Origin of the sequence: [Bacillus] caldolyticus, assembly GCF_003595605.1 — a bacterium.
Classification (GTDB): domain Bacteria; phylum Bacillota; class Bacilli; order Bacillales; family Anoxybacillaceae; genus Geobacillus; species Geobacillus thermoleovorans.
In genome coordinates this window covers 1,957,913-1,984,802 of the sequence record NZ_CP025074.1, presented here as the reverse complement: position 1 = coordinate 1,984,802, position 26,890 = coordinate 1,957,913, and the positions used below count along the sequence as shown (strand labels likewise).

General features: G+C 51.6%; 28 protein-coding genes. 27 read left to right on the top strand and 1 reads right to left on the bottom strand.

Features of this window, described 5'->3' with window-relative positions; all coding sequences use genetic code 11:
* The first annotated feature begins 50 nt into the window (after positions 1-50).
* Together CWI35_RS10375 and rsmI are read left to right on the top strand one after the other, a co-directional pair.
* On the top strand, positions 51-800 hold the full coding sequence (locus CWI35_RS10375) for a tRNA1(Val) (adenine(37)-N6)-methyltransferase (RefSeq protein WP_012820433.1): 750 nt from the start codon (positions 51-53) through the stop codon (positions 798-800).
* A gap of 15 nt (positions 801-815) precedes the next feature.
* Positions 816-1,727, top strand: coding sequence for a 16S rRNA (cytidine(1402)-2'-O)-methyltransferase (rsmI, locus tag CWI35_RS10370; protein WP_011229545.1), 912 nt, complete (start codon positions 816-818; stop codon positions 1,725-1,727).
* A 16-nt stretch (positions 1,728-1,743) separates the two neighbouring features.
* On the opposite strand, the gene CWI35_RS10365 is transcribed toward rsmI, so the two are convergent.
* Positions 1,744-2,043, bottom strand: a complete 300-nt coding sequence (locus CWI35_RS10365; RefSeq protein WP_011229546.1) for a transition state genes transcriptional regulator AbrB — start codon at positions 2,041-2,043, stop codon at positions 1,744-1,746.
* A 396-nt stretch (positions 2,044-2,439) separates the two neighbouring features.
* Between CWI35_RS10365 and metG the strand changes: the two genes are divergently transcribed.
* The 25 genes from metG to CWI35_RS10235 all read left to right on the top strand — a co-directional run bounded on the left by metG (position 2,440) and on the right by CWI35_RS10235 (position 26,785).
* Positions 2,440-4,392: a methionine--tRNA ligase gene (gene metG, locus CWI35_RS10360; RefSeq protein ID WP_015373699.1), complete on the top strand. Its 1,953-nt coding sequence runs from the start codon at positions 2,440-2,442 to the stop codon at positions 4,390-4,392.
* A gap of 136 nt (positions 4,393-4,528) precedes the next feature.
* Positions 4,529-5,299 (top strand): TatD family hydrolase, encoded by a 771-nt coding sequence (locus CWI35_RS10355; RefSeq protein ID WP_011229548.1) that lies wholly within the window; start codon positions 4,529-4,531, stop codon positions 5,297-5,299.
* Positions 5,300-5,499: 200 nt separating this feature from the next.
* Positions 5,500-6,705, top strand: coding sequence for a G5 and 3D domain-containing protein (locus CWI35_RS10350; protein WP_015373700.1), 1,206 nt, complete (start codon positions 5,500-5,502; stop codon positions 6,703-6,705).
* A gap of 257 nt (positions 6,706-6,962) precedes the next feature.
* Positions 6,963-7,526 (top strand): ribonuclease M5, encoded by a 564-nt coding sequence (rnmV, locus tag CWI35_RS10345; protein WP_014194568.1) that lies wholly within the window; start codon positions 6,963-6,965, stop codon positions 7,524-7,526.
* Positions 7,519-8,400 (top strand): 16S rRNA (adenine(1518)-N(6)/adenine(1519)-N(6))-dimethyltransferase RsmA, encoded by an 882-nt coding sequence (gene rsmA, locus CWI35_RS10340; protein ID WP_011229551.1) that lies wholly within the window; start codon positions 7,519-7,521, stop codon positions 8,398-8,400. The genes rnmV and rsmA overlap by 8 nt, the downstream gene beginning before the upstream one ends.
* 139 nt (positions 8,401-8,539) lie before the next feature.
* Complete coding sequence (yabG, locus tag CWI35_RS10335) at positions 8,540-9,439, top strand: sporulation peptidase YabG (RefSeq protein WP_011229552.1); 900 nt, start codon at positions 8,540-8,542, stop codon at positions 9,437-9,439.
* Between the two features lie 182 nt (positions 9,440-9,621).
* A complete protein-coding gene (gene veg / locus CWI35_RS10330; protein ID WP_011229553.1) occupies positions 9,622-9,879 on the top strand; it encodes a biofilm formation stimulator Veg in 258 nt (85 codons plus the stop codon).
* 379 nt (positions 9,880-10,258) lie between these two features.
* Positions 10,259-10,438, top strand: coding sequence for a small, acid-soluble spore protein, alpha/beta type (locus tag CWI35_RS10325; RefSeq protein ID WP_013143961.1), 180 nt, complete (start codon positions 10,259-10,261; stop codon positions 10,436-10,438).
* Positions 10,439-10,660: 222 nt separating this feature from the next.
* Positions 10,661-11,533: a 4-(cytidine 5'-diphospho)-2-C-methyl-D-erythritol kinase gene (gene ispE, locus CWI35_RS10315; protein ID WP_119877711.1), complete on the top strand. Its 873-nt coding sequence runs from the start codon at positions 10,661-10,663 to the stop codon at positions 11,531-11,533.
* 55 nt (positions 11,534-11,588) lie between these two features.
* Positions 11,589-12,410 carry a pur operon repressor gene (purR, locus tag CWI35_RS10310; protein WP_014194574.1) on the top strand — a complete coding sequence of 274 codons (822 nt, stop codon included), beginning with the start codon at positions 11,589-11,591 and terminating at the stop codon, positions 12,408-12,410.
* A gap of 42 nt (positions 12,411-12,452) precedes the next feature.
* Positions 12,453-12,827: a RidA family protein gene (locus tag CWI35_RS10305; protein WP_011229557.1), complete on the top strand. Its 375-nt coding sequence runs from the start codon at positions 12,453-12,455 to the stop codon at positions 12,825-12,827.
* 125 nt (positions 12,828-12,952) lie between these two features.
* On the top strand, positions 12,953-13,243 hold the full coding sequence (spoVG, locus tag CWI35_RS10300) for a septation regulator SpoVG (RefSeq protein ID WP_003247437.1): 291 nt from the start codon (positions 12,953-12,955) through the stop codon (positions 13,241-13,243).
* 132 nt (positions 13,244-13,375) lie between these two features.
* Entirely contained in the window at positions 13,376-14,752 is a 1,377-nt protein-coding gene (gene glmU / locus CWI35_RS10295) for a bifunctional UDP-N-acetylglucosamine diphosphorylase/glucosamine-1-phosphate N-acetyltransferase GlmU (protein WP_011229558.1), read from the top strand.
* A 12-nt stretch (positions 14,753-14,764) separates the two neighbouring features.
* Entirely contained in the window at positions 14,765-15,712 is a 948-nt protein-coding gene (locus CWI35_RS10290) for a ribose-phosphate diphosphokinase (protein ID WP_011229559.1), read from the top strand.
* 77 nt (positions 15,713-15,789) lie between these two features.
* A complete protein-coding gene (locus tag CWI35_RS10285; protein ID WP_020754006.1) occupies positions 15,790-16,422 on the top strand; it encodes a 50S ribosomal protein L25/general stress protein Ctc in 633 nt (210 codons plus the stop codon).
* Between the two features lie 60 nt (positions 16,423-16,482).
* Positions 16,483-17,043 carry an aminoacyl-tRNA hydrolase gene (gene pth, locus CWI35_RS10280; RefSeq protein WP_011229561.1) on the top strand — a complete coding sequence of 187 codons (561 nt, stop codon included), beginning with the start codon at positions 16,483-16,485 and terminating at the stop codon, positions 17,041-17,043.
* A 110-nt stretch (positions 17,044-17,153) separates the two neighbouring features.
* Positions 17,154-17,384, top strand: a complete 231-nt coding sequence (locus tag CWI35_RS10275; RefSeq protein ID WP_011229562.1) for an anti-sigma-F factor Fin — start codon at positions 17,154-17,156, stop codon at positions 17,382-17,384.
* A gap of 89 nt (positions 17,385-17,473) precedes the next feature.
* Entirely contained in the window at positions 17,474-21,007 is a 3,534-nt protein-coding gene (gene mfd / locus CWI35_RS10270; RefSeq protein WP_060788331.1) for a transcription-repair coupling factor, read from the top strand.
* Positions 21,008-21,215: 208 nt separating this feature from the next.
* Positions 21,216-21,752, top strand: coding sequence for a stage V sporulation protein T (gene spoVT / locus CWI35_RS10265; RefSeq protein WP_011229564.1), 537 nt, complete (start codon positions 21,216-21,218; stop codon positions 21,750-21,752).
* A 275-nt stretch (positions 21,753-22,027) separates the two neighbouring features.
* Positions 22,028-23,578 carry a putative polysaccharide biosynthesis protein gene (locus CWI35_RS10260; protein WP_015373705.1) on the top strand — a complete coding sequence of 517 codons (1,551 nt, stop codon included), beginning with the start codon at positions 22,028-22,030 and terminating at the stop codon, positions 23,576-23,578.
* A 6-nt stretch (positions 23,579-23,584) separates the two neighbouring features.
* Positions 23,585-25,045 (top strand): bifunctional methyltransferase/pyrophosphohydrolase YabN, encoded by a 1,461-nt coding sequence (gene mazG / locus CWI35_RS10255; protein WP_011229566.1) that lies wholly within the window; start codon positions 23,585-23,587, stop codon positions 25,043-25,045.
* Between the two features lie 13 nt (positions 25,046-25,058).
* On the top strand, positions 25,059-25,340 hold the full coding sequence (locus tag CWI35_RS10250; RefSeq protein ID WP_012820451.1) for an RNA-binding S4 domain-containing protein: 282 nt from the start codon (positions 25,059-25,061) through the stop codon (positions 25,338-25,340).
* Between the two features lie 122 nt (positions 25,341-25,462).
* Entirely contained in the window at positions 25,463-25,768 is a 306-nt protein-coding gene (yabP, locus tag CWI35_RS10245) for a sporulation protein YabP (RefSeq protein ID WP_012820452.1), read from the top strand.
* Positions 25,765-26,397, top strand: coding sequence for a spore cortex biosynthesis protein YabQ (gene yabQ / locus CWI35_RS10240; protein ID WP_012820453.1), 633 nt, complete (start codon positions 25,765-25,767; stop codon positions 26,395-26,397). The genes yabP and yabQ overlap by 4 nt, the downstream gene beginning before the upstream one ends.
* A 16-nt stretch (positions 26,398-26,413) precedes the next feature.
* A complete protein-coding gene (locus CWI35_RS10235; protein ID WP_012820454.1) occupies positions 26,414-26,785 on the top strand; it encodes an FtsB family cell division protein in 372 nt (123 codons plus the stop codon).
* Positions 26,786-26,890: the final 105 nt, after the last annotated feature.

Sequence of the window (26,890 nt, the reverse complement as noted above, 5' to 3'; positions counted from 1 at the left end):
ACCCTTTCCGTTTCGGAAAGGTTATTTTTTTCAATGGAGGATCGTGCGTCATGGTGGAATTGTACGAGGATGAACGGCTCGATTATTTGTTTAACGAAGAGCTCCGCATCATTCAAAGTCCATCTGTATTTTCGTTTTCCCTTGATGCCGTGCTCCTTGCTCATTTTGCCTATATGCCGATTCAAAAGGGGCAGATTGTTGATTTGTGCACGGGCAACGGGGTGATTCCCCTCTTGTTGAGCCGGCGAACAAAAGGGACGATCATCGGCATCGAAATTCAAGAACGGCTTTGCGACATGGCGAGGCGAAGCGTGCAATACAACGGGCTTGAAGGACAAATCGAGATCATACACGGCGACATTAAAGAAGCGCCGCAACGGATCGGTTACAGCCGGTACGATGTCGTCACGTGCAACCCCCCGTATTTTCCGGCAGTCGGCAAAGACGAACTGAGCAAAAATGAACATATCGCCATCGCCCGCCATGAAATTTATTGCACCCTAGAGGATGTGATTCGAGTCAGCAGCCAGCTGTTGAAGCAAGGAGGGAAGGCGGCGTTCGTCCACCGGCCCGGGCGGCTGCTTGATCTTGTGACGCTCATGCGCCAATACCGTCTTGAGCCGAAACGGCTCCGCTTTGTGTACCCGAAAGAGGGCAAAGAGGCGAACATGATTTTAATTGAAGGGACAAAAGATGCAAGCCCGGACTTAAAAGTGTTGCCTCCGCTTGTCGTGTATGATGAGAATAACGAATATACCGAGGAGACGAAGCGGATCTTATATGGCATTATTTCATCTTAAAGGGGCGGAACAAGGATGCTTTGGCAGCAAAAAAGTTTTACCGAACAAACGGAGCAAGGGACGCTGTACATCGTGCCGACGCCGATCGGCAATTTGGAGGATATGACGTTTCGTGCGGTTAGGACGCTTCAGGAAGCTGATGTCATCGCCGCCGAGGACACAAGGCAGACGAAAAAGCTGCTCGCTCATTTCGGCATTCATACGCCGCTCGTCAGCTACCATGAGCATAATAAATACGCGAGCGGCCGGCAGCTTGTCGAATGGCTGAAGGAAGGAAAAACGGTGGCATTGGTGAGCGACGCCGGGATGCCCGGCATTTCCGATCCGGGCTATGAGCTTATTGCTGCGGCGCTTGCCGAGCGCTGCCGCGTCGTCCCTCTTCCTGGAGCGAACGCGGCATTGACAGCGCTTGTCGCCTCCGGGCTGCCCACGGACCGCTTTTTGTTTGTCGGCTTTTTGAAACGGGCGAAAAAAGAGAAAAAAGAGCAACTGCTGTCATTAAAAACAGCGGCGGAGACGTTAATTTTTTATGAGGCGCCCCACCGCTTGAAAGAAACGCTCGCTCTTATGTATGATATATTCGGCAATCGGCGCATCGCTCTTGGCCGCGAGTTGACGAAACGGTTTGAGGAGTTCATCCGCGGCGATTTAAGCGATGCGGTCGCCTGGGCGGAAGAACATGACATCCGGGGCGAATTTTGCCTCATTGTCGAAGGGGCGCGAGACGGGAAGAAACAAGAGCAAGAGGGAGAGGAATGGTGGCAGCCGCTTTCGCTTGTCGAACATGTCGATTATTATATTCGCGAGCACAGCCTTTCCGTCAAGGAGGCGGTGAAACAGGCGGCCAGTGATCGAAATATGTCGAAACGCGACGTTTATCGGCAGTATCATCAACAGCAAGAAGAAGAAAAAAAAGAGTTTCTCTGAAGCCAGAGAAACTTTTTTATTCTTTTTCTTTGTCTGTTGCTGCTTCTAGATGCTGTTGGATCTCCTGCAGCAAAATTTCCGCGCCTTCGCGGCTTAAAATGATTTTGCCGCCGGCCAGTTTGAAGTTGTCGTCCGACACTTCGCCGGTGACGACACACGTCATGTTCGGCTTATACTTTTTCAAAATGATGCGGTCATCGTCAACATAAATTTCCAACGCATCTTTTTCGTTAATATCCAACGTACGTCGCAGCTCAATTGGAATGACGACGCGGCCTAACTCATCGACTTTACGCACGATCCCTGTCGATTTCATCGTCGATTCTCCTCTCCGCAAAAAAGTTTTTTGTCGTTTATTCGTCAATATTCGACAAATTTCCTACAACCTAATCATATCAGTGTTTCCATTAAGCGTCAATCCTTTAATATGTAAAATTTAAAAAAAATGTATATTGTTATTTCAAAAAAAAGTTTGTTTAGAAAGAAAGGAGAAAACGAATGAATTTGCCCATCTAAACTCTATCCTTGTATAACAAATTCGCAGCGATGGTTGAAAACGCGGCCGTATTTTTGCCGGTTTGGGTATATTTTTTCAGCCCACGAGAAATAGATGTTTTTGTAGAATGAAAAAATTATGTAAAATAGAAGTAACGCCGCTCTCGTCGCCGGACGGGGGCTTTTGTGCTCAACAGTACGAGGGAGGGCCTAACCGATGGAGAAAAAAACGTTTTATTTGACGACGCCGATTTATTACCCGAGCGACCGCCTGCATATCGGTCATGCTTACACAACGGTGGCGGGGGACGCCATGGCTCGCTATAAACGGATGCGCGGCTACGATGTCATGTATTTGACCGGCACCGATGAGCATGGGCAAAAAATTCAGCGCAAGGCGGAAGAAAAAGGAGTAACGCCGCAGCAATACGTCGATGAGATCGTCGCTGGCATTCAGGAGCTATGGAAGAAGCTCGACATTTCCTACGACGATTTTATTCGCACAACGCAGGAGCGGCATAAAAAAGTCGTCGAACAAATTTTCACCCGTCTTGTCGAACAAGGCGATATTTATTTGGGCGAATATGAAGGCTGGTATTGTACGCCGTGCGAATCGTTTTACACTGAGCGGCAGCTTGTGGACGGCAACTGTCCGGACTGCGGCCGGCCTGTTGAGAAAGTGAAAGAAGAGTCCTATTTCTTCCGGATGAGCAAATATGTCGACCGCTTGTTGCAATATTACGAAGAAAATCCCGATTTTATCCAACCGGAATCGCGGAAAAATGAGATGATCAACAACTTCATTAAGCCGGGGCTTGAGGATTTGGCTGTGTCCCGGACGACGTTCGATTGGGGCATTAAAGTGCCAGGCAATCCGAAGCATGTCATCTATGTCTGGATCGACGCGCTTGCCAACTATATCACAGCGCTCGGCTACGGCACGGACAACGATGAAAAGTTCCGCAAATATTGGCCGGCGGACGTCCATTTGGTCGGCAAAGAAATCGTCCGTTTCCATACGATTTATTGGCCGATTATATTGATGGCGCTCGGCTTGCCGTTGCCGAAAAAAGTATTCGGCCATGGCTGGTTGCTGATGAAGGATGGAAAAATGTCCAAATCGAAAGGCAATGTCGTCGACCCAGTGACGCTCATCGACCGGTATGGGCTTGATGCGCTCCGCTATTATTTGCTGCGGGAAGTGCCGTTCGGCGCTGATGGCGTGTTTACGCCGGAAGGATTTATTGAGCGCATCAACTATGACTTGGCCAACGACTTAGGCAACTTGTTGCACCGTACCGTGGCGATGATCGAGAAATATTTCGACGGCGTTATTCCGCCATACCGCGGGCCGAAAACACCGTTTGACCAAGAGTTGGTGCAAACGGCGCGCGAAGTGGTGCGTCAATATGAAGAAGCGATGGAGGGAATGGAGTTTTCCGTCGCGCTCGCCGCTGTTTGGCAGTTGATTAGCCGGACGAACAAATATATCGATGAAACGCAGCCATGGGTATTGGCGAAAGACGAACAGAAACGGGATGAGCTTGCCGCCGTCATGACCCACTTGGCTGAATCGCTTCGCCATACGGCAGTGCTGCTCCAGCCGTTTTTGACGCGCACGCCGGAGCGCATGTTCGCTCAGCTCGGCATCACGGATCATTCATTAAAAGAATGGGATAGCTTGTACGATTTCGGCCTCATTCCGGAAGGGACAAAAGTGCAAAAGGGAGAACCGCTCTTCCCGCGCCTCGACATCGAAGCGGAAGTGGAGTACATTAAGGCGCATATGCAAGGGGGCAAACCGGCCGCCGAACCGGTAAAAGAGGAAAAAAAAGCAGCGGAGGCGGCGGAAATTTCGATTGACGAGTTCGCCAAAGTCGATTTGCGCGTCGCTGAAGTCATCCATGCGGAACGTATGAAAAACGCCGATAAGCTGTTGAAGCTTCAGCTTGACCTTGGCGGCGAGAAGCGGCAAGTGATCTCCGGCATTGCTGAGTTTTACAAACCAGAAGAACTCGTCGGCAAAAAAGTCATTTGCGTCGCCAATTTAAAACCAGCCAAGCTTCGCGGCGAATGGTCGGAAGGCATGATTCTAGCCGGAGGCAGCGGCGGGGAATTTTCGCTGGCGACGGTTGATCAACACGTGCCGAATGGAACGAAAATCAAATAACGGTTTGCTTGGCAGGGGGGTGTTGCGCTTGACACCTCCTTGTCGCTATTTTGTAATGGAAATGTTAACGAAATGTGACGTATGTAACCAATTTCTATGCTACACTTAACATCAAGGTGGAAAAGAGGGCATTCGTATGCTGTTTGATACGCACGCACATTTGAATGCAGTCCAATACGAAGAAGATTTGGAACAAGTCATTGAACGCGCCCGCGATGAAGGGGTTTCACACATTGTCGTCGTCGGGTTTGACCGTCCGACGATCGATCGGGCGATCGAGCTGGCCGAGCGGTATCCGTTTATTTATGCGGCGGTTGGCTGGCATCCGGTTGATGCGATCGAGATGACGGACGATGATTTGCAGATGATTGAACAGCTCGCCGCTCACCCGAAAGTCGTGGCGCTCGGCGAGATGGGGCTTGACTACCATTGGGATAAATCGCCGAAAGACGTGCAACAAGAGGTGTTCCGGCAGCAAATCCGGCTGGCTAAAAAGGTGAAGTTGCCGATCATTATTCATAACCGTGAGGCGACGGCAGATATTTTAAAAATTTTGCAAGAGGAAAACGCCGCCGAAATCGGCGGGATTATGCATTGTTTCAGCGGCAGCGTCGAGGTGGCCAAACAGTGCATGGACATGAATTTTCTCATTTCCCTTGGCGGACCGGTCACGTTTAAAAATGCGAAAAAACCGAAGGAAGTGGCGAAGGAGATTCCACTCAGCCATTTATTGATCGAAACCGACTGTCCATATTTAACGCCTCACCCTTTCCGCGGCAAACGAAACGAGCCGAGCTATGTCAAATACGTTGCCGAAGCGATCGCACAGATCAAAAACATTTCTTTTGCCGAAGTAGCGGAAACAACGGCGGAAAATGCCAAAAAATTGTTCGCCATCGACCGCTAAAATTAGGCGTCGAACAGCGGGGAAGCTTGTCGAAGGTGCGGCGAAGACGATAAAATTCTACAAATTCAGCCGATATGAGCCAACCGCGTGTCGACAAGTCTTCCTTCCTTTTTCACTGAATTTTCTGCATAATAGAGTATGCTCGTGCGTACATGTTAAAGGGAGAGGGGAATTCCGTAGAAAAAGGAGGCGTTCATCTGATGTTGCCGAATGGGAGGAAATGGCTGGACTTATGGAGGAAAAACGTGACCGTCACAGCGGGCGGGTTTCTCGCCATCTCCGCGACGACAGGGGTTGCTGGATATGAGATGGCCAAAGACGATGTGACGCTGATCAAAAACGGAAACAAACAAGAAATTCGCACTCATGCGAAAACGGTGAAAGAGCTGCTTGCGGAGCAAAACATTCAGCCGCGCAAAGAAGATTATGTTTATCCGTCCTTGCATTCGCCGATCACCGACGATCTCCATATTGTTTGGGAAGCAAGCAAAGAAGTGACGCTGACAGTCAATGGAAAAAAGAAAAAGATATGGACGACAGCCGATACGGTCGCGGAGCTGCTCCGTTCGCAGCACGTGGCGGTCGGGGCGTATGACAAAGTGGCGCCGGCGCTTTCGGCGAAAATTCAAAAAGGCATGGACATCGGCGTTGAAAAGGCGTTTCCAGTCCACGTCAATGTCGGCGGTAAACAACAGCAGGTATGGACAACTTCGACTACGGTCGCTGACTTTTTGAAGCAGCAAGGGATTCAGCTAGGTCAACTCGATCGGATAGAGCCCTCCTTGCATGAAACGGTCAAAGAACAGATGACCATTCGCGTGATCCGAGTAAAAAAAGTCACCGATGTAGTGGAAGAACCCGTCGACTTTGCCGTGGTGACAAAACGGGATGACTCATTGCCGAAAGGAGAGCGGCGCGTCATTCAGCCTGGAGAAAAAGGGATGGTTCAAAAAACGTATGAGGTGACATTGGAAAACGGCAAAGAAACGGCGCGCAAACTAATCGCTGTGAAAACGCTAAAAGAAAGCAAGGCGCGCATTGTCGCCATCGGCACGAAAACGGTGCGCCAAGCTGCCGCGCCCGACCGCCCGTCCTCGCGCGGCTCGGACCATGCCGCGAAGGAATTTTACGTCACCGCCACCGCCTACACTGCCTATTGTGCAGGCTGTTCAGGCATAACAAGCACGGGCATCAACTTGCGCAAAAATCCTTCCGCTAAAGTGATTGCGGTCGACCCGTCCATCATCCCCCTTGGGTCGAGAGTGTATGTGGAAGGATACGGATATGCCATTGCCGCTGACACCGGCTCAGGCATCCGCGGATATAAAATTGATGTGTTTTTCCCGGAACGGTCGGATGCGTTTCGTTGGGGCAGAAAGCGCGTGAAAATACGGGTATTGCCATAGAGATGCGATGGGAGAACGAAGCGGAGGGTTTTTTCCCTCTGCTTTTTTTCGCTATAATGGCATTGTGCCGCGACAATGCGCGCCGCTTCTGCTAAATTAGACGATGCAAACGGAAAAAAAGTTTCAGCGAAATTCAAAAAATAATAAGGGAATGAAGCGGCTTTCGGCGATGATTCGCCTTACTTTTGATTTTACCGGAAAGGAGGCATTGCAGAAATAGGAAAAAGGGACGATTCCGTTGTTTCTGCAATGGGAGGATGAAGATCAAAGAAGTGATCGTTGTGGAAGGAAAAGATGATACGGCGGCGATCCGGCGCGCCGTCGATGCCGATACAATCGAGACAAACGGAGCAGCAGTGGGCGCGGATGTCATTGAGCGGATCAAGCTGGCGAAAGAGCGCCGCGGCGTGATCATTTTTACCGATCCCGATTTTCCCGGCGAAAAAATTCGCCGCACGATTGCCGAACAGGTGCCGGGGTGCAAGCATGCCTTTTTGCCGCGCGAGGCGGCCAAAGCGAAAAACGGCAAGGGCATCGGGGTTGAGCACGCGTCCCCTGACGAAATCCGTCGGGCGCTCGCCAACGTGTATGAAGAGGCGTCGGATTGGAAGGAAGAAATTACGTTTGCTGAACTGATCGAGGCTGGGTTGATCGGCGGCGCGATGGCGCGCCGGCGGCGGCAGCGTCTTGGCGAGGAGCTGAAAATCGGCTATGCGAACGGTCGGCAGTTTCATAAGCGGCTGCAAGTGTTCCGCATTTCCCGTGATGCTTTTTATGCCGCGTTAGCGCACGTGATGCAGGAGGAGGCGGACGATGTATAAAGATATTGCAACACCGGGGCGGACGAAAGAAATTTTGGAGCGATATGGCTTTTCGTTTAAAAAGAGCCTTGGGCAAAACTTTTTGATCGATGCGAACATTTTGCGGAAAATCGTGGATGTTGCCGACATCTCCCCTGATACAGGAGCGATTGAAATCGGACCAGGCATCGGAGCGTTGACGGAACAATTGGCGCGGCGGGCGAAAAAAGTCGTCGCTTTCGAAATCGACGGCCGACTGTTGCCCATTTTGGCCGACACGCTGTCTCCTTATGACAATGTGCGCATCTTTCACCAAGATGTATTAAAGGCCGACTTGCATGCCGTCATCGCCGAGGAATTGGCTGATGTAAGCGACCGGATGGTCGTCGCCAACTTACCTTATTATGTGACGACACCGATCATTATGAAGCTGCTTACCGAGCGGTTGCCGATCCGCGGCATGGTCGTCATGCTGCAAAAAGAAGTCGCCGACCGTCTTGCCGCTAAGCCAGGGACGAAAGATTACGGCTCGCTGACGATCGCTGTGCAGTATTATACCGAAGCGGAAGTCATCATGACGGTGCCGCGCACCGTCTTTATGCCGCAGCCGAACGTTGATTCTGCTGTCATCCGGCTCGTAAAGCGGCAGCATCCGCCTGTTGTTGTCGACGATGAGGGCGTGTTTTTCCAAGTGGTGCGGGCAAGCTTCGCCCAGCGCCGCAAAACGCTGTTCAACAACTTAACAAACAATTTGCCGGGAGGAAAAGAGAACAAAGAGCAAATTGAACGAGTGCTCGTTGCTTTGGGCATTGACCCGCGCCGACGCGGAGAGACGCTTGACATCGCTGAGTTTGCTTCATTAAGCAACGCGTTGGCACCGCTTTTCGGCAAATGAAGGAGTCGTAAAGAAAGCGCTCCTCTGGGGGGCAGCGGTCTTTTCGTCAACCAAAGCCGTCCAAACAGGCGTCTATCACCTATTGTCCGCACGTGCATATCGTATGGATGACAACGATTATGCAATGGAGTGAGCGGTGATGGACGTCATTAAAATCGGCGATATTGTCGCCCGCAAGTCTTACCAATGTGATTTATTGTTCCGAGTGATTGATATGAAAGAAAAAAACGGCGAGTGGGAAGCGATTTTGTATGGTGAAGATGTGCGCCTCGTCGCGGACGCTCCGTGCAGCGATTTAGTCGTCATCGATGAGCAGGAGCAACAGGAACGGAAAAAGCGGGAAATCGAGCTGATCGAACAATCGTATCGGCTTTTTCGCCAAGATTATCAGGCGATCAAGCAAAAAGTCGAATATCGGGCGACCGGCGGATACCGGGTGGAGAAAGATTTTTTTCAAATTCCGGGGCGCGTCCTCCATTTGGATGGCGACCCGTTATATTTGCGCAAATGTATGGATTTGTATGAGCGGATCGGCGTGCCGGTGCACGGCATTTACTGCGAGGAAAGCGAAATGCCGGAAAAAGTTGGCTACTGGATCGAGCAGTTTCGCCCTGATATTTTAGTCATCACCGGGCATGATTCGTATTCGAAGTCAAAAGGAAAGGTGCATGAGTTAAAAGCGTACCGCCATTCGCGCCATTTTGTGCAAACGGTGAAAGAGGCGCGCAAAAAAGTGCCCCATTTGGACCAACTGATCATTTTCGCCGGCGCCTGCCAGTCGCACTTTGAGTCGCTCATCCGCGCTGGGGCGAATTTTGCCAGTTCACCAGCGCGGGTGAACATTCATGCTCTGGACCCCGTCTATATCGTTTCGCGCCTCAGCTTCACCCCGTTCACCGAAACGGTCGACGTATGGGATGTGTTGCGCAACACGTTAACCGGGGAAAAGGGGCTTGGTGGGGTGGAAACGAAAGGCGTGCTCCGCACCGGGATGCCGTTTCGCCTCATTGAGGATCGAGAGGAAAACCGCCGCAGTTGATGGGCGGTTTTTTCTATACGTCCGTCGCATTTTTTTACAAAAAAGTTCCACATCACACATAAAAAGAAGGATATTGTAGAAAAATATACATTGACAGAAATAAAAATGCCCTGATATAATTTTTATTTTTTGACTTTAGACATCATCTTTGTTATAATTACAAATAGTGAGGTGGATGATGAATGCCAAAGACTTTATCCGATATTAAAAAAACGCTGGATTCCAATATCGGGAAACGGTTGACGCTGCGGGCCAACGGCGGACGCAGAAAAATGATTGAGCGTTGTGGTATTTTGGCGGAAACATATCCATCCGTATTTGTCATTGAGCTGGATCAAAAAGAGAATTCGTTTGAACGCGTATCGTTCAGCTACGCCGACGTATTGACAGAGACGGTAAAGTTGACGTTTTGGGATGATGAGCAAGCAGGGGGGCAGTAGACAGATTTGTTTGCTGCTTTTTTGCTTTTTGTTTTTTGTTTTGTCATAAATAGGTGACGTGAACGACTCCCACTTCGCTTTGCTTGAAGCGGGAGTTTTCTTTCGGAACTATATAGGTTGTAATAAAGAATTTCCGACCTCCATGTCCCGTCTTTACTTTATCACCTAACAAGCTGGCACGGTGACAAGAAGAGCGAACAATGCCATGTAAAACAAAATTGCAACTTATATATGATAAAACCGCCCCCTTTATTTCATACTAAAACTGCCGCAGCCGCCTTTTGCCCGGCCAAATGCAAAGCCGGCTTGTTGATGCGCCGGCGGGTTGCCAAACGTTTCATGCCATAGCGCCAATGAACATGGAAAGGGGTTGCTGACATTGGGTCGACGCCGCGGGATTATGTCGCAACGCTTGAAAGAAGAGCTGGCGAAAGAGTTGGGCTTTTACGATGTCGTGCAACGTGAGGGGTGGGGCGCCATCCGCGCGAAAGACGCAGGAAACATGGTCAGATTGGCGATTGAACGGGCGGAGCGGCAGCTGGCCGGAACAACGGAATAGCGCCGGCAGCGGGGCGTGTTGCGGCGAGGGTGTCCCGCGAACGGGGCGCCCTTTTTTTGCATACATATATTGTTTGGCGTCGTCGCCAGAACATGGTAATATGATAAAATGGGTTGACGAAAGAAAGGCGGATGAGACGGGGCAAAGACGGCGGAGACGGAAAGCAGCCGATGGATGCCGATCCGCTTATTCATGATTGCGCGTGGAAGTAGGTGAGGATGAGTGAGGTTGTCGATAAAAGCGCCGGCGAAAATCAATTTGTCACTCGACGTTCTTTATAAGCGCCCGGATGGTTACCATGAAGTGAAAATGGTGATGACGACGATCGATTTGGCCGATCGCATTGAGCTTGTCGCGTTGCCGGAGGAAGATGCGATCCGCATCGTTTCGCAAAACCGCTTTGTGCCCGATGATTGCCGCAACTTGGCGTATCAGGCGGCGAAGCTTCTTAAAGAGACGTTTTCGATCCGCCAAGGGGTGGCCATTTCGATTACGAAGCATATTCCGGTGGCCGCCGGATTGGCGGGAGGAAGCAGCGATGCGGCGGCGACGCTGCGCGGGTTGAACAAGCTTTGGCAACTCGGATTGACGCTCGATGAACTGGCAGAGCTCGGGGCGAAAATCGGATCAGATGTCGCTTTTTGCGTCTACGGCGGAACCGCCTTGGCGACGGGGCGCGGGGAAATCATCACTCCGATCCCTTCACCGCCGCCGTGCTGGGTTGTGCTGGCCAAGCCCCCGATCGGTGTATCGACGGCGGAAGTGTACCGAAACTTGGAACTTGAGCGTGTCAGCCATCCAGACGTCGATGCGATGGTGAGAGCGATCGAGCGGCAAGATTATGCGGCGATCTGCCGGTTGGTCGGCAATGTTCTTGAGGAAGTGACGTTGAAAAAATATCCGGAAGTCGCGCATATTAAAGAACAAATGAAGCGGTTTGGCGCTGATGCGGTGCTGATGAGCGGCAGCGGGCCGACCGTGTTTGGACTGATCGAGCACGATTCGAGAATGCAGCGGGTATACAATGGGTTGCGCGGCTTTTGTGACCAAGTGTTTGCGGTGAGAATGTTAGGAGAACGACATTCTCTTGATTAAACACGTACATTTTTGTTAAAATATATTTATAATATTCGGTTTCAGGAGGTCGGCTATGAAGCTAAGGCGAAGCGGCCGTTTAGTTGATATGACGCATTATCTTCTTGAACGGCCACATCAGCTCATTCCGCTTACATTTTTTGCCGAGCGGTACGAATCGGCCAAATCGTCGATCAGCGAAGATTTGGCCATCATTAAGCAGACGTTCGAGCAGCAAGGAATCGGAACCGTTCGGACGCTGCCCGGCGCTGCCGGCGGCGTGCAATACATTCCAAAAATGGCTGCTGAGGAAGCGGAAGAAGTGGTTGCGTATTTGTGTGAACAACTGTCGCGTCCGGATCGGCTTCTTCCCGGCGGATATTTGTATATGACCGACATTCTTGGCGATCCCCGTATTATGAACAAAATCGGCCGCCTTTATGCGTCGATGTTTGCCGACCGTCCGGTGGATGTCGTCATGACGATCGCCACCAATGGGATTCCGTTCGCGTATGCCATCGCCAACTTTTTGTATGTGCCCGTTGTCATCGTCCGCCATGACAATAAAGTGACAGAAGGACCGATGGTGAGCATCAATTACGTATCCGGCTCGTCCAAACGCATCCAAACGATGGTCCTATCGAAGCGCAGCTTAGCGGAAGGAGCCAATGTGCTCATCGTCGACGATTTTATGAAGGCGGGGGGTACAATCAACGGCATGATCAGTTTGCTGCAGGAGTTTAACGGCAATGTCTCCGGCATTGGCGTGCTCGTCGAGTCGGAGGAGGCGAAAGAACGGTTGGTCGACGAATACATTTCACTCGTCAAACTGTCCGAGGTCGACGTAAAAGAAAAGCGGATCGCTGTCAAAGAAGGCAATTACAAAGCGTTTTTATAGCACTCGCTGCTTGACATAAAAATCAAGAAAGGAGACTGGCTCATGAGAAAAGTAGAGACAACGAAGGCGCCGCAAGCGATCGGCCCATATTCGCAAGGGATCATCGTCAACAACATGTTTTACAGCTCGGGGCAAATCCCGCTCACTCCAGAAGGGGAATTGGTGAAAGGCGACATTCAAGCGCAGACGCATCAAGTGTTCCAAAACTTGAAGGCCGTATTGGAAGCGGCCGGCGCTTCGCTCGATACAGTGGTGAAAACGACCGTATTTCTGAAAAATATGGATGATTTCGCGGCCATGAATGAAGTGTACAGCCAATACTTCCCGAACCATAAGCCGGCGCGCTCATGCGTGGAAGTAGCCCGGCTGCCGAAAGATGTCCTTGTCGAAATTGAAGTCGTTGCCCTCGTTCCGTAATGATTAGCCCCACTTTTTCCCTACATAAAAATTTATAAAAAATTTTTCGAAAAAAGAAGGAAATGACTCGAACACGTGGAATTCATTACATCGAGTCTCATATAGGGGAAAAGGTGGTGAGCAAAATGGAAGTGACAGACGTAAGATTACGCCGCGTCAATACCGAAGGACGGATGAAAGCGATCGCCTCCATTACGTTGGACAACGAGTTCGTCGTCCATGACATCCGCGTCATCGACGGAAACAATGGGCTGTTTGTCGCGATGCCGAGCAAGCGCACACCAGATGGGGAGTTCCGTGATATCGCTCATCCGATCAATTCCGCCACGCGCGGGAAAATCCAGGAGGCGATCCTCGCTGAATATCACCGCCTCGGGAAGTTGGAAGAAGAACTTGAAGAAGCTGGCGCTTCGTAAACATATGAAAGGGAGCTTAGGTGAAATTCACCAAGCTCTCTATTTTTTTGAAAGCCGTATTGTTTCCTTGAAAAGTGCCACTGATTCATATATATTCAATTATGGATAAAAGGGTAATTGGAGGCCTTTCACATGAAACGATATGCGGTCATTTTGGCGGCCGGACAAGGGACGAGGATGAAATCGAAGCGGTATAAAGTGCTTCATCCCATTTGCGGCAAGCCAATGGTTCAGCACGTCATCGACCAAGTGTCAAAGCTTGGGGTGGAAAAAGCGATTGCGGTAGTGGGATTTGGAGCGGAACAAGTGAAAGAACAGCTCGGCTCCCAGTGTGAATATGCCCTGCAGGAGGAGCAACTCGGGACGGCGCATGCAGTCATGCAGGCGGCTCCGCATTTGCGCGGTCTTGAAGGAGTGACGATTGTCGTCTGTGGGGATACGCCGCTCATCACCGCTGAGACGATGGAGATGCTCATCGAGCATCATATGGCCGCCAAGGCGAAGGCGACCGTGTTGACGGCCATCGCTGATGATCCGTCCGGATATGGCCGCATTGTCCGCAACGAGGCTGGCCATGTCGAGAAAATTGTCGAACATAAAGATGCGAGCGAGCAAGAGCGGAACATCCGCGAGATTAACACAGGAACGTACTGTTTTGACAATGAGACACTGTTTCAAGCGCTTACAAAGGTGACGAATCAAAACGCTCAAGGCGAATATTATTTAACGGATGTGATTGAAATTATCAAAGCGGACGGCGGCGTTGTATCCGCCTATCAGGCGCCGTCGTTTGAAGAAACGATCGGTGTAAACGACCGCATCGCTCTCGCTGAAGCGGAGCGGATCATGCGTGCTCGCATTTGCCGTCAACATATGAAAAACGGAGTCACGATCATCGATCCGGCTTCCACTTATATTTCCGCCGAGGCGGTGATCGGGCGTGACACAGTCATTTACCCCGGCACGGTGATTGAAGGCGAGACAGTGATCGGTGAGGATTGCGTCATTGGGCCCAATTCGGAAATTAAAAATTGCTATATCGGCCATCGCACATCGATTCGCCATTCGGTCGCCCATGACAGCGAGATTGGTTCGGATGTGACGATCGGCCCGTTCGCCCATATTCGTCCGCTGTCAAAAATCGACGATGAGGTGCGGATCGGCAATTTCGTCGAGGTGAAAAAATCGACGTTTGGCAAAGGAAGCAAGGCGTCGCACTTGAGTTATATCGGCGATGCTGAAGTCGGCGCCGATGTCAATCTTGGCTGCGGGTCGATTACGGTCAACTACGACGGCGTGAATAAGCATATGACCAAAATCGAAGACGGGGCGTTTATCGGTTGCAACGTCAATTTGATCGCCCCTGTTACGGTCGGTCAAGGCGCTTACGTCGCCGCGGGATCGACGATTACAGACGACGTTCCCGGCCGCGCACTTGCCATTGCCCGCGCCCGGCAAGTCAATAAAGAACATTATGTTGATCGCCTGCCAGGCAAGAAAAAATCTTAGCGGAGGTCTATCATGTCTGACTGTCAGCATCAATTAAAATTGTTCGCTCTGAACTCGAACATGAAGTTGGCGAAGGAAATTGCAGAAGTCATGGGAATCGAGCTCGGCAAATGTTCCGTTTCCCGTTTCAGCGACGGGGAAATTCAAATCAACATTGAAGAAAGCATCCGCGGCGACGATGTGTTCGTCATTCAATCGACGAGCGTGCCGGTCAATGAGCATTTGATGGAGCTGCTTATCATGATCGACGCGTTAAAGCGCGCCTCGGCCCGCACGATCAATATCGTGATGCCGTATTACGGCTATGCCCGTCAAGACCGGAAAGCGCGTTCGCGCGAACCGATTACAGCGAAGCTGGTCGCCAACTTGCTCGAGACGGCCGGGGCGTCGCGCGTCATCACGCTTGATTTGCATGCCCCTCAAATTCAAGGATTTTTCGATATTCCAATCGATCATTTGATGGGTGTGCCCATTTTGGCGGATTATTTCAAAAGCAAACAATTGGAGGATATTGTCGTCGTCTCTCCGGACCATGGCGGTGTCACAAGGGCGCGCAAGCTCGCTGACCGTTTGAAAGCACCGATCGCCATTATTGATAAGCGCCGGCCGAAGCCGAACGTGGCGGAAGTGATGAACATTGTCGGGCAAGTGGCGGGGAAAACGGCTATTTTGATTGATGACATTATCGATACGGCCGGCACGATTACCCTTGCAGCCAACGCCCTCGCCGAGAATGGGGCGAAAGAAGTGTATGCATGTTGCACCCATCCGGTGCTGTCCGGTCCGGCGATTGAGCGCATCCAAAATTCCAGAATCAAGGAGCTTGTCGTCACCAATTCAATTGCCTTGCCAGAAGAGAAAAAAATTGATAAAATTGTAGAGCTGTCGGTGGCGCCGCTCATTGCCGAGGCCATTAGCCGCGTGTATGAAATGAAGTCTGTCAGCGTCCTGTTCGACTAACGCAGGAAAACATGTTTAGCCCTTCTTGTTTTAGGATAAAGTAGACAATAGATTCTAATTCAGGAAGGTGAGGAAACATGGCGATTGTGTTGGAAGCGAAGGAACGCGCAGACAAAAAACGTTCAACATTGCACCGCATTCGTTCACAAGGCGGCATTCCAGCGATTTTGTACGGCAAAAAAGTCGAAAACAAAATGATTTTCGTCAGCACTGCAGAGCTGGAGAAAGCGCTTCGTGAGGGCGGGCGCACAAGCTTGCTGACGCTGAAAGTCGGCGGTGAGGAACATTCCGTGTTGTTGCGCGAACTGCAGCGCGACCCGTTGCGCGGTCATCTTCTTCACGCTGATTTTCAAGCGGTTGACATGTCAACGGAGGTCGATATTGATGTGGAAGTCCGCTTGGTGGGTGAAGCGCCTGGCGTGAAAGACGGCGGTGTGCTGCAGCAAAACTTGCATGAGCTGTCGATCCGCGTCTTGCCGGCGAACATCCCGCCAGTGATTGAAGTGGACATTTCCGGCCTGCAAGTGGGCGATACCGTCACCGTGGGCGATGTGAAAACGGACGGCAAATTTGAAATCAATCATGAACCTTCCGAGGTGATCGCCACGATCTTGCCGCCGCAACAAGAGGAAGAAATCGATAGCGGCGAACAGCAAGAGGTAGGACAGCCTGACGCTGCGGAAGGAAGAGAAACGACGCCAGAAGAGTGACAGACGTAACCGTTTCGGTTACGTCTTTTGTAGTATCATGCAAAGAGAGGAGCGCGAGGATTGAAGCTGTTTGTCGGGCTCGGCAATCCGGGCAAGGAGTATGAGCAAACAAGGCACAATGTCGGCTTTTTCGTCATCGACGAACTGGCGAAGCGCTGGAATGTATCGTTAAAAACCGCTAAATTTCGCGGCTTGTTTGGAACGGCGTCCGTTTCTGGCGAAAAAGTAGCATTATGCAAGCCGTTGACATATATGAATTTATCAGGAGAATGTGTTCGCCCACTTATGGATTACTACGACATTGCCATCGATGATGTCATCGTCATTTACGATGACCTCGATCTCCCGCCAGGGAAAATCCGCCTTCGCTTAAAAGGGAGTTCCGGCGGCCATAACGGCGTCAAATCGCTCATTCACCACCTTGGCACCGAGCAGTTTAAGCGCATCCGCATCGGCATCGGCCGGCCGGCCGGCGGTCAGCCGGTCACGGACTACGTGCTAGGCCGATTTACAGAAGAGGAGAAACCGGCGGTGGACAAAGCGGTGCTGCGGGCGGCCGATGCGTGTGAACAGGCGGTGAAGGCGCCATTTATTCAAGTGATGAATGATTTTAACGAGTGAATATTTTCCTCTGAACTGGTGCACAATGTGAGTACGGGAGGCGGCCGAAGCGTCGGCTTTTCCTGCCTTGTGGACGGAACAGCAGGTGCCCAGTGAGGAGGTTGGCTTGAATGGCGCTACATTACTATTGCCGCCATTGCGGTGCAAAAGTCGGAACGATTGAGCAAATGCCGATATACAGCGAGAAACTGGGATTCCACCACTTAACGGAAGAGGAACGGCTCGAGATGATTTCGTATGAACCGAACGGTGACATTCATGTGAAAACGATTTGCGAAGACTGTCAAGAGGCGTTGGCGCGAAACCCGGAATGGCATCAATACGAAAAATTCATCCATTAAGGGCGGCTTTGGGCGACCAAAGCGTTTTTGCGTTTGCGAAAGAATAGTGAGACGGAAAGAAACTGGCGTTGAGAGGAGGGAGAATAGGGGTGCTTTCGTTGCATCGCTATTTAGCTGAAAACCAAGATGTCCGTACGATCATTGAAGGGCTCCATGTCCGTTTGAAGGAACAGCTTGTCGCCGGGCTGTCCGGATCGGCCCGGTCTGTTTTTATTTCCACGCTTTACAAGGAGACAGGCCGGCCGCTGTTAGTCGTGTCTCACAATTTGTTTCAGGCGCAAAAAATGTATGACGATCTCGTTTCGTTGCTCGGGCCGGAAGACGTGTTCCTTTATTCAGTGAACGAAGTGATCGCCGCTGAGATGGCGGTCGCCAGCCCGGAGCTGAAGGCACAGCGCTTAGAGATTATGAACCATTGGGTGCAAGGCGGAAAAGGAGTCGTCGTCTGCCCGGTCGCCGGCTTGCGGCGTTTGTTGCCGCCGCCGTCGCTTTGGAAGCAGTATTTGTTCACCTTCTCCGTTGGACAAGAGTTCGATGTAGAACGTTGTAAACAGAAGTTTGTGCAAATGGGGTACAAACGGGTCGGCACCGTTTCCGCCCCCGGAGAGTTCAGCGTCCGCGGCGGCATCATCGACATTTATCCATTGACCGCTGAGCTTCCGTACCGCATCGAGCTGTTTGATACGGAAATCGAATCGATTCGGACGTTCACTCCTGACGACCAACGTTCGCAAGGGCAAATCGAGCGCATCATGATCGGGCCGGCCGATGAAATCATTCTCGATGGTGAGACGCGGCGCCGAGGAATCGAGCGGATTGAAGCGGGACTTGCGTCGAGTTTGGAGACGATGAAAGATGAGGCCGCCAAACAGCGGATGTATGAACATATTCACGCTGAGCTTGAGCAATTGCGCGAGGGGCAGGAAATCGAGCAACAATATAAATATATGTCCCTTTTTTATGAAAAGGTTGCGAGTTTGCTAGATTACCTGCCAGAAGACGGCGTGCTGCTCATGGATGAAATGAGCCGGCTGCAAGAGGCGGCGGAACGGTTGGACCGCGAAGAGGCGGAATGGTATACGAGTTTGCTTGACGGCGGGAAAATGATTCATGGCGTGCCGCTTTCGCATTCGTTTTCTGAATTATTGCAAAAACATCGATTCCAGCGGGTATACTTATCGTTGTTTTTGCGCCATGTTCCGTATGCCCACCCACAAAACGTCGTCAATATTACGTGCAAACAGATGCAAAACTTCCATGGGCAAATGGCGCTTCTTCAATCCGAAGTCGAGCGATGGACAAAGGCAAACTATGCGGTCGTGTTTTTGGCGCCAAATGCAGAGCGGGTGAAAAAGCTGCAATCATTGCTTCAAGATTATGAGATTGACGCGCTGCCGCTCGCGCGCGATGCGGCTTTGCTGCATGGCAAATGCCAGCTCCTTGAAGGAGATTTAAATACCGGGTTTGAATTGCCGTTGCAAAAAATTGCCGTCATCACAGAAGAAGAGCTGTTCAAAAAACGGGTCAAACGCCCGGTGCGCCGGCAAAAGCTGTCCAACGCCGAGCGGATCAAAAGCTACGCCGAATTGCAAGTCGGCGACTACGTCGTCCATGTCAACCATGGCATCGGGAAATATTTAGGCATCGAGACGTTAGAAATCAACGGGGTGCATAAAGACTATATTCATATCCAGTACCAAGGCGGCGATACGCTGTATGTTCCGGTCGACCAAATCGATCAAGTGCAAAAATACGTCGGCTCGGAAGGAAAAGAGCCAAAAATTTACAAACTCGGCGGTTCGGAATGGAAAAAGGTCAAAAGGAAAGTGGAATCATCCGTCCAGGATATTGCTGAAGATTTAATCAAGCTGTACGCCGAGCGTGAGGCAAGCAAAGGATATGCGTTTTCGCCGGACACCGAGATGCAGCGCGAATTTGAAGCGGCGTTTCCGTATCAAGAGACGGAAGATCAGCTTCGGTCGATTGAGGAAATTAAGCGTGATATGGAGAGCGACAAACCGATGGACCGCCTCCTTTGCGGCGATGTCGGCTACGGGAAGACGGAAGTGGCGTTGCGGGCGGCGTTTAAAGCCATTATGGACGGCAAACAAGTGGCCTTTCTTGTGCCGACGACGATCCTAGCCCAACAGCATTACGAAACGGTGCGCGAACGGTTTCAAGGGTTTCCGATCAAGGTTGGTCTGTTAAACCGATTTCGCACGAAAAAACAGCAAGCCGAGACAATCAAAGGGTTGAAGGACGGCACGATCGATATGGTCATCGGCACGCATCGGCTGCTGTCGAAAGACGTGAAGTTTAAAGATTTAGGCTTGCTCATTATCGACGAGGAGCAACGGTTTGGCGTGGCGCATAAAGAAAAAATCAAGCAGCTGAAGGCGAACATCGACGTGCTCACCTTAACGGCGACGCCGATTCCGCGTACGTTGCATATGTCGATGATCGGCGTGCGCGATTTGTCGATCATCGAGACGCCGCCTGAAAACCGATTCCCGGTGCAAACGTATGTCATGGAATATACGCCCGAACTCGTCAAAGAGGCGATTGAACGTGAGCTCGCCCGCGACGGGCAGGTGTTTTTCCTTTACAACCATATTGAAGACATCGATTTGAAAGCGGAAGAAATCGCACAGCTTGTCCCGGAAGCGCGCGTCACTTACGTGCATGGCCGCATGTCGGAAACGGAGCTCGAATCGACCATTTTGGCGTTTTTGGAAGGGCAATACGATGTGCTGGTGACGACGACGATCATTGAAACGGGCATCGATATTCCGAATGTCAACACGCTCATCGTCTATGACGCCGACCGGATGGGATTGTCGCAGCTGTACCAGCTGCGCGGGCGCGTCGGCCGCTCCAACCGCGTCGCTTATGCGTATTTCACCTATCGGAAAGATAAAGTGCTCAATGAAGCGGCAGAAAAGCGGCTGCAAGCCATTAAAGAGTTTACCGAGCTCGGCTCTGGTTTTAAAATTGCCATGCGCGATTTGTCGATCCGCGGCGCGGGCAACATTCTCGGCGCCGAACAGCATGGCTTTATCGACTCGGTCGGATTCGATTTGTATTCGCAAATGTTGAAAGAAGCGATCGAGAAACGGCGCGGCATCAAGCGAGAAGACGAGCAGCCGGATGTCGTCATCGATGTCGAAGTCGACGCCTATATTCCGAGCACATACATTGCAGACGAATTGCAAAAGATCGAGATGTACAAGCGATTTAAGGCAGTGGAGACGCTCGAAGACATTGAGGAGCTGCGTGAGGAAATGGTCGACCGCTTCGGCGATTATCCAGATGAAGTTGCGTATTTGTTCCAAATTGCGGAGTTGAAGGTGTTGGCCAAGCAGCTTGGCGTCGAATCGATGAAGCAACATAAGCAGCAAATTGACATCTTGTTTACTGAACCGGCATCGAAAACGGTGGAAATCCAGCGTCTATCTGACATTGGACGCCGGCATGGCCGCTTATTCGGGTTTGGCATGGACGGAGCGAAGTTGAAAATTGTGCTCTATATCAAGGAAATGAAGCCGCACGAGTGGCTGATGATTTTAGAAGAGACGCTGCGGCGGCTGTCTGGGGTGGAAAAAGAGAAGTCGGTGACGGCATAATCAAGAAAAAGTTTTATGATGTTTATCGTTTCCTGCATGTGGCGATAATGAAGGATGGGCAATTTTATCTAAAATGGCCAAAATCACTTTCATCACGTATAGAACGTGGATTGTGAAGGATACTAATGACAACAATGGTGAATTCCCCATTGCAAGGGTTCATCGGAGTATCCTTCAAATCCTAGATGAAAGTGAGGGTATACAAGGCATGAAAGCAACCGGTATTGTTCGTCGCATTGATGATTTAGGGAGAGTTGTCATTCCGAAGGAAATTCGCAGAACGTTGCGCATTCGCGAAGGAGATCCGCTCGAAATATTTGTTGACCGCGATGGAGAAGTCATTTTGAAAAAATATTCGCCGATCAGTGAATTAGGCGACTTTGCCAAAGAGTACGCCGAAGCGCTGTTTGACAGCCTCGGCCAGCCTGTGCTCATTTGCGACCGCGATGTATACATCGCTGTCGCCGGCGTTTCGAAAAAAGAGTATATGAACAAAAGCGTCAGCCCGTTGGTGGAAAAAGCCATGGAAGACCGCAATTCCATCCTCCATACGGAGGAAGGGGAAGTCGAGCTCGTTGACGGGATGACGGAAACGTTGAAATCGTATACGATCGGCCCGATTGTCGCCAACGGCGATCCGATCGGAGCCGTCATCATTTTATCGCGGGAGAAAACGCTTGGTGAAGTGGAGCATAAAGCAGTAGAAACAGCCGCCAGCTTTTTGGCTCGACAAATGGAACAATAGGCGAAACAACAAGGCAGCTTCACAGGCTGCCTTTTTTTCCGCCCGGCAAATGGGGGCGAGATGCCTTGAATCCCGGAATCGCTTCCACATCCTGCTTTTTTCGTCCGCCTGGCTTGCGGAACAGCGCATGAAGCCGTGCGAGTTGACCATCACCTTTGTCCAACAGGCGGAAGTTGCGCTATAATATCGAGCGTAGCCATCATGGCGCTTGGCGGCTTCTATTGCCCTCCGGCGTCTAGGTTTGAGTGGGTTGTCTATGCGAGGGGAGAAACTGGATGGGAAACGTATGGAAAGGGGCGGCGATCTTAACGGCCGCCGCTTTGGCCGCAAAACTATTAAGCGCTTTGTACCGTGTTCCGTATCAAAATATGGTCGGGGACATTGGTTTTTATATTTACCAACAAGTATACCCGATTTATGGCATCGTCGTCGCACTCTCGCTGACCGGCTACCCGGTTGCCGTCTCGAAGCTTGTCGCCGAGCGGTTGGCGGGACAGGATGAAGCGGGCGCTGCCGCTAGTGTGCGCGTCGCCTTGTTGGTGTTAAGCGTCCTTGGCGTCATCCTGTTTGCTTCGCTGTATCTAGGGGCGGGGGTGATTGCCTCGGCGATGGGCGATGGACGGCTTACGCCGCTCGTGCGCTTGCTTTCATTTTCGTTTTTGCTGTTTCCGCCCATCGCGTTGTTGCGTGGCTATTTCCAAGGGCGGCATGATATGACGCCGACGGCGGCGTCCCAAGTTGGCGAGCAATTCGTGCGGGTGGCGGCGATTTTAGGGCTGTCGTATGGAGCGGTGCAGCGCGGCGCCGACGTCTATGCTTGCGGCATGGCAGCGGTCGCAGGGACGCTAATAGGCATGGCGGCGGCGCTTTTCATTTTGCTTTTCTTCCTGTCCCGGCGTCGGCGCCTAAAAACGTCGGGCCGCACGCCGCCAGCTTGGGATCGACAGGTGGGCCGGCGTTTATTGACGGCGGGGACGGTCATTTGCTTGACGAATATGGCGTTGACGCTGATTCCACTCGTCGATTCATTTTTATTCGTTCCGCTTCTACAGGAAGCGGGGGCAAGGCTCGATGAGGTGCAGCGGCTAAAAGGAGTGTACGACCGCGGTCAGCCGCTCATTCAGCTCGGCACGGTCGTCGGCACGTCGTTTTCATTGGCGCTTGTTCCACTTCTTTCCGGAGCGCGCCGCCAAGGTGCCGTTTTCGCCTATGGAGCGCTGTCCATCCGGCTTGCCGTTGTCATTGGGCTTGGTGCTTCGTTAGGGCTCATTTGCCTCATTCGACCGATCAATGCGATGTTGTTCGAGAATGACTACGGTTCGTCGGTTCTCGCCGTCTTGTCCTCCTCTGTCTTTTTTACTACGATCGCGTTGACCGCCTCTGCATTATTGCAAGGAATGGGGAGGGAATGGACGGCCGCTGCCGGCGTGGCGTTGGCAGTGGCGGGGAAGGCCGCGCTTATGCATTGGCTTGCTCCGCGGTTTGGAGCGCTTGGCGCCGCCGCGGCGACGACGGGTGCTTATGCGCTCATGGCAGGCTTTTTATGCGCCTTTTTGCCGCGTGAATATCGGACGGCGGGCCGGAAATACATGTACCCAACCGTGAAAGCGGCCGCTATGATGGCCGTCGTCTTGCATGGGTATAGGTGGCTGATGGACAGCTCGAGCGAGGGGCGGCTATGGGCGGCTGCCGAGGCGCTTGGCGGCGTTGCCATCGGTGCTGTCGTTTACCTTGCGTGTATTGTGAAAGGACATGTTTTTTCTGAACAGGAGTTGGCAGCTTTCCCATTGGCTAATAAATTCCGTCTACGATTAGGAGGCAGGTGATCGGCGATGAATACGATTTATGTGTTCGGCCTCGGCGCCGGAGATGTAAAACAGCTGCCGATCGGTGTGTACCGAAAGCTAAAGCGGGCGCATCCGCTCTTTTTGCGGACGAAAGAACACCCGGTGGTCAAATGGCTTACGGAGGAAGGGATTGCGTTTACGTCATTTGATGAAGTGTATGAAAAACACGAGCAGTTTGCTGATGTGTACGCTGACATCGTCGATCAATTGACGGAACAGGCGAAGCGCGGCGATGTGTTTTACGCTGTTCCCGGCCATCCGCTTGTTGCCGAGCGGACGGTGCAGCTTCTTTTCGAAGCTGAGCGGCGCGGCGTCTGCCGAATCGTGATCGAAGGTGGTCAAAGCTTTTTGGATGCGCTGTTTACGGCGGTGCGCATCGATCCAATTGAAGGGTTTCAATTGCTTGATGCGACGACTTTTCGAGGAGAAGAATGGTCGCCTTCACTGCATGCTGTTTTTTGTCAAGTGTACGATTCGTTTGTGGCCTCGAACGTGAAGCTTTCTTTGATGGAGCAGCTTCCCGACGATTACCCGATCTACATTGTCACCGCGGCAGGCACGAAGGACGAGCAAGTAAAGCGCGTGCCGCTTTATGAGTTGGACCGCGAGACGGAGCTTGACAACTTGACAAGCGTCTACGTGCCGCCGGTGAAGGACGAGCCGTTGCTTTACCACCGGTTTGAGACGCTGCGCCGCGTCATCGCCACGCTGAGAGGGCCGAACGGCTGTCCATGGGATCGGAAGCAGACGCATGCGTCGCTGAAGCGCTATTTGCTTGAGGAGGCGTATGAGCTGCTCGAGGCGATTGACGAGGGTGACGATGATCATATGGTCGAGGAGCTCGGCGACGTATTGCTGCAAGTGATGCTCCATGCGCAAATCGGCGCCGACCGAGGGTTGTTTTCGATCGACGACGTCATCCGCACGCTGACGGCGAAAATGATCCGACGCCACCCGCATGTGTTTGGCGATGTCACGGCCGAGACGGCCGAACAAGTCGTTGCCAACTGGGAGAAGATCAAGGAGAAAGAAAAAGGGGGCGGGCTTTCGGAATCGATTCTTGCCGACATTCCGAAAAGTCTGCCGGGGACGATGCGGGCGTACGAGCTGCAGAAACGAGCGGCGAAAGTCGGGTTTGACTGGGATGATGCCGCGCCGATATGGCAAAAAGTCGAAGAAGAAATGGCCGAGTTTCGAGCCGAAACGTCCGGCGGCCGTCGCGATCGGCTTGTCGGCGAGTTTGGCGATCTATTGTTCGCGCTCATCAACCTTGCCCGTTATTACGGGATTCAACCAGAAGAAGCGTTGCAAATGGCCAACGACAAATTTGCCCGCCGTTTCGCTTATATCGAGGAACAAGTGCGAAAAAGCGGCCGATCGATCACCTCGTTTTCGCTTGCCGAACTCGATCGTTTTTGGGAAGAAGCCAAAGAAAACGAACGGTAAGGGGGATCATGCAATGCGCCTTGATAAATTTTTAAAAGTGTCCCGCCTCATCAAACGCCGCACGTTGGCGAAGGAAATCGCCGATCAAGGGAGAGTGTGGATCAACGGCCATGTCGCCAAAGCGAGCTCTGATGTGAAAGTCGGCGATGAATTGACGATTCAATTTGGGCAAAAGCGGGTAACGGTAAAAGTGACGGATCTAAAAGAAACAACGAAAAAAGAGGAGGCAACCGGGCTGTACGAATTGATCCGCGAAGAACGGACCACCCCGGCGCCGGAACAAGACGACGTCTAATTTGTCCTGCAGGCTTGTTCTAAACCATCCCCCGCTGACATACATATGGTACAAACAACGGATGAGAAAAGGCGGTTGGCCTTGCCGGCTTTCTATACTAAATGGAAATGCGGGGGATGAACATGAGTCGACACGATGAATTTGGCGGAAGCACGAACAAAGGTCCGGTCCAGGAACATGATGTGATCATGCGCGGCCGGCGCCTTCTTGACATCACCGGGGTGAAACAAGTCGAGAGCTTTGACAACGAGGAGTTTTTGCTTGAGACGGTCATGGGCTTTTTGGCCATCCGCGGGCAAAACTTGCAGATGAAAAACTTAGATGTCGACAAAGGCGTTGTTTCGATTAAAGGGCGCATTTTCGACCTCGTTTATTTAGATGACCATCAGGAGAAGGCTAAAGGATTCTTTAGCAAGTTGTTCAAATGAATGTCAGCATACAGCTGTACACCATGCTGGCGATGATTGGCATGGGCGGCTGGCTTGGCCTGGCGTGGGATACGTACAGTCGGATGTTGAAACGGCATGAGCGGGCGCACTGGCTCGTCTTTGTGAATGACGTGCTGTTTTGGGCGGTGCAGGCGCTCATCGTGTTTTATGTGCTTCTTTTCGTCAATGAAGGCGAGCTTCGCTTTTATTTGTTTCTCGCGCTTTTATGCGGATATGCCGCTTATCAAAGCTTGCTCCGCTCCTTTTATGTTCGGGTGCTCGAGTGGTTCATTGGGCTTGCGGTAAGACTCGGACAGACGCTCGTTCAGCTGTTCCGCCTCATGGTCATGCGCCCGCTCATCCTCCTTGGGCAAATGGCGCTGGCACTTCTATTGTTCGCTTGGCGGCTTTTGTTGTGGATCGTTCGGTTTGTGCTGCTGGCTGTTTGGAAGATGATCCGCCTTTTGCTTGCTCCGCTGCGTTGGACGGGCATCATGATTTGGCGGCGGGTGCCGCCGCAAAGACGAGCCGGGGTGGAAAAATTTTTTCGACGTTTAAAAGGATTTGCTGGACAAATCAAGAATACAAAAGAGAAAATAAGCATGTGGTTTGCGAAATGGCGCGAGTAAAAGAGGTGTAAACGCGATGAACGTGCCCCGGAGAACGAATGTGACGAAGCTGTCGTCGACGTACATAGCTGAGCATGAGGAGAAAAAGCAGAAGGCGGCGAGAAGACGGCGGGCTGTCGCTGTCCGTTTGGTTGTCTGGTCGTTGTTGTTTGCGATGTTCGCCTCCGCTCTTGTCTACACCTTGCACTCGCAAGCGAAGGCGATCGATGCAAAAACGGCGGAACAGCAAAAGCTGAAAGAGCAGCTTGCGGAGCTTAAACGGAAGGAAAAGCAACTGAAAGAGGAAATGAAAAAGTTGCATGATGATGACTATATCGCCGAGCTGGCGCGGAAAAAATATTACTTATCGAAAGATGGAGAAATTATTTTCGTCTTGCCGGAAAAATAATTTTGCCTGCGAATGCCCGTTTTCTATGGGCATTGTGTGAGTAAAATATTTGTGGGTGACATTCCGAAATGATCCCCGACGAGGGTTGCGAACTTTTGTTCGCGA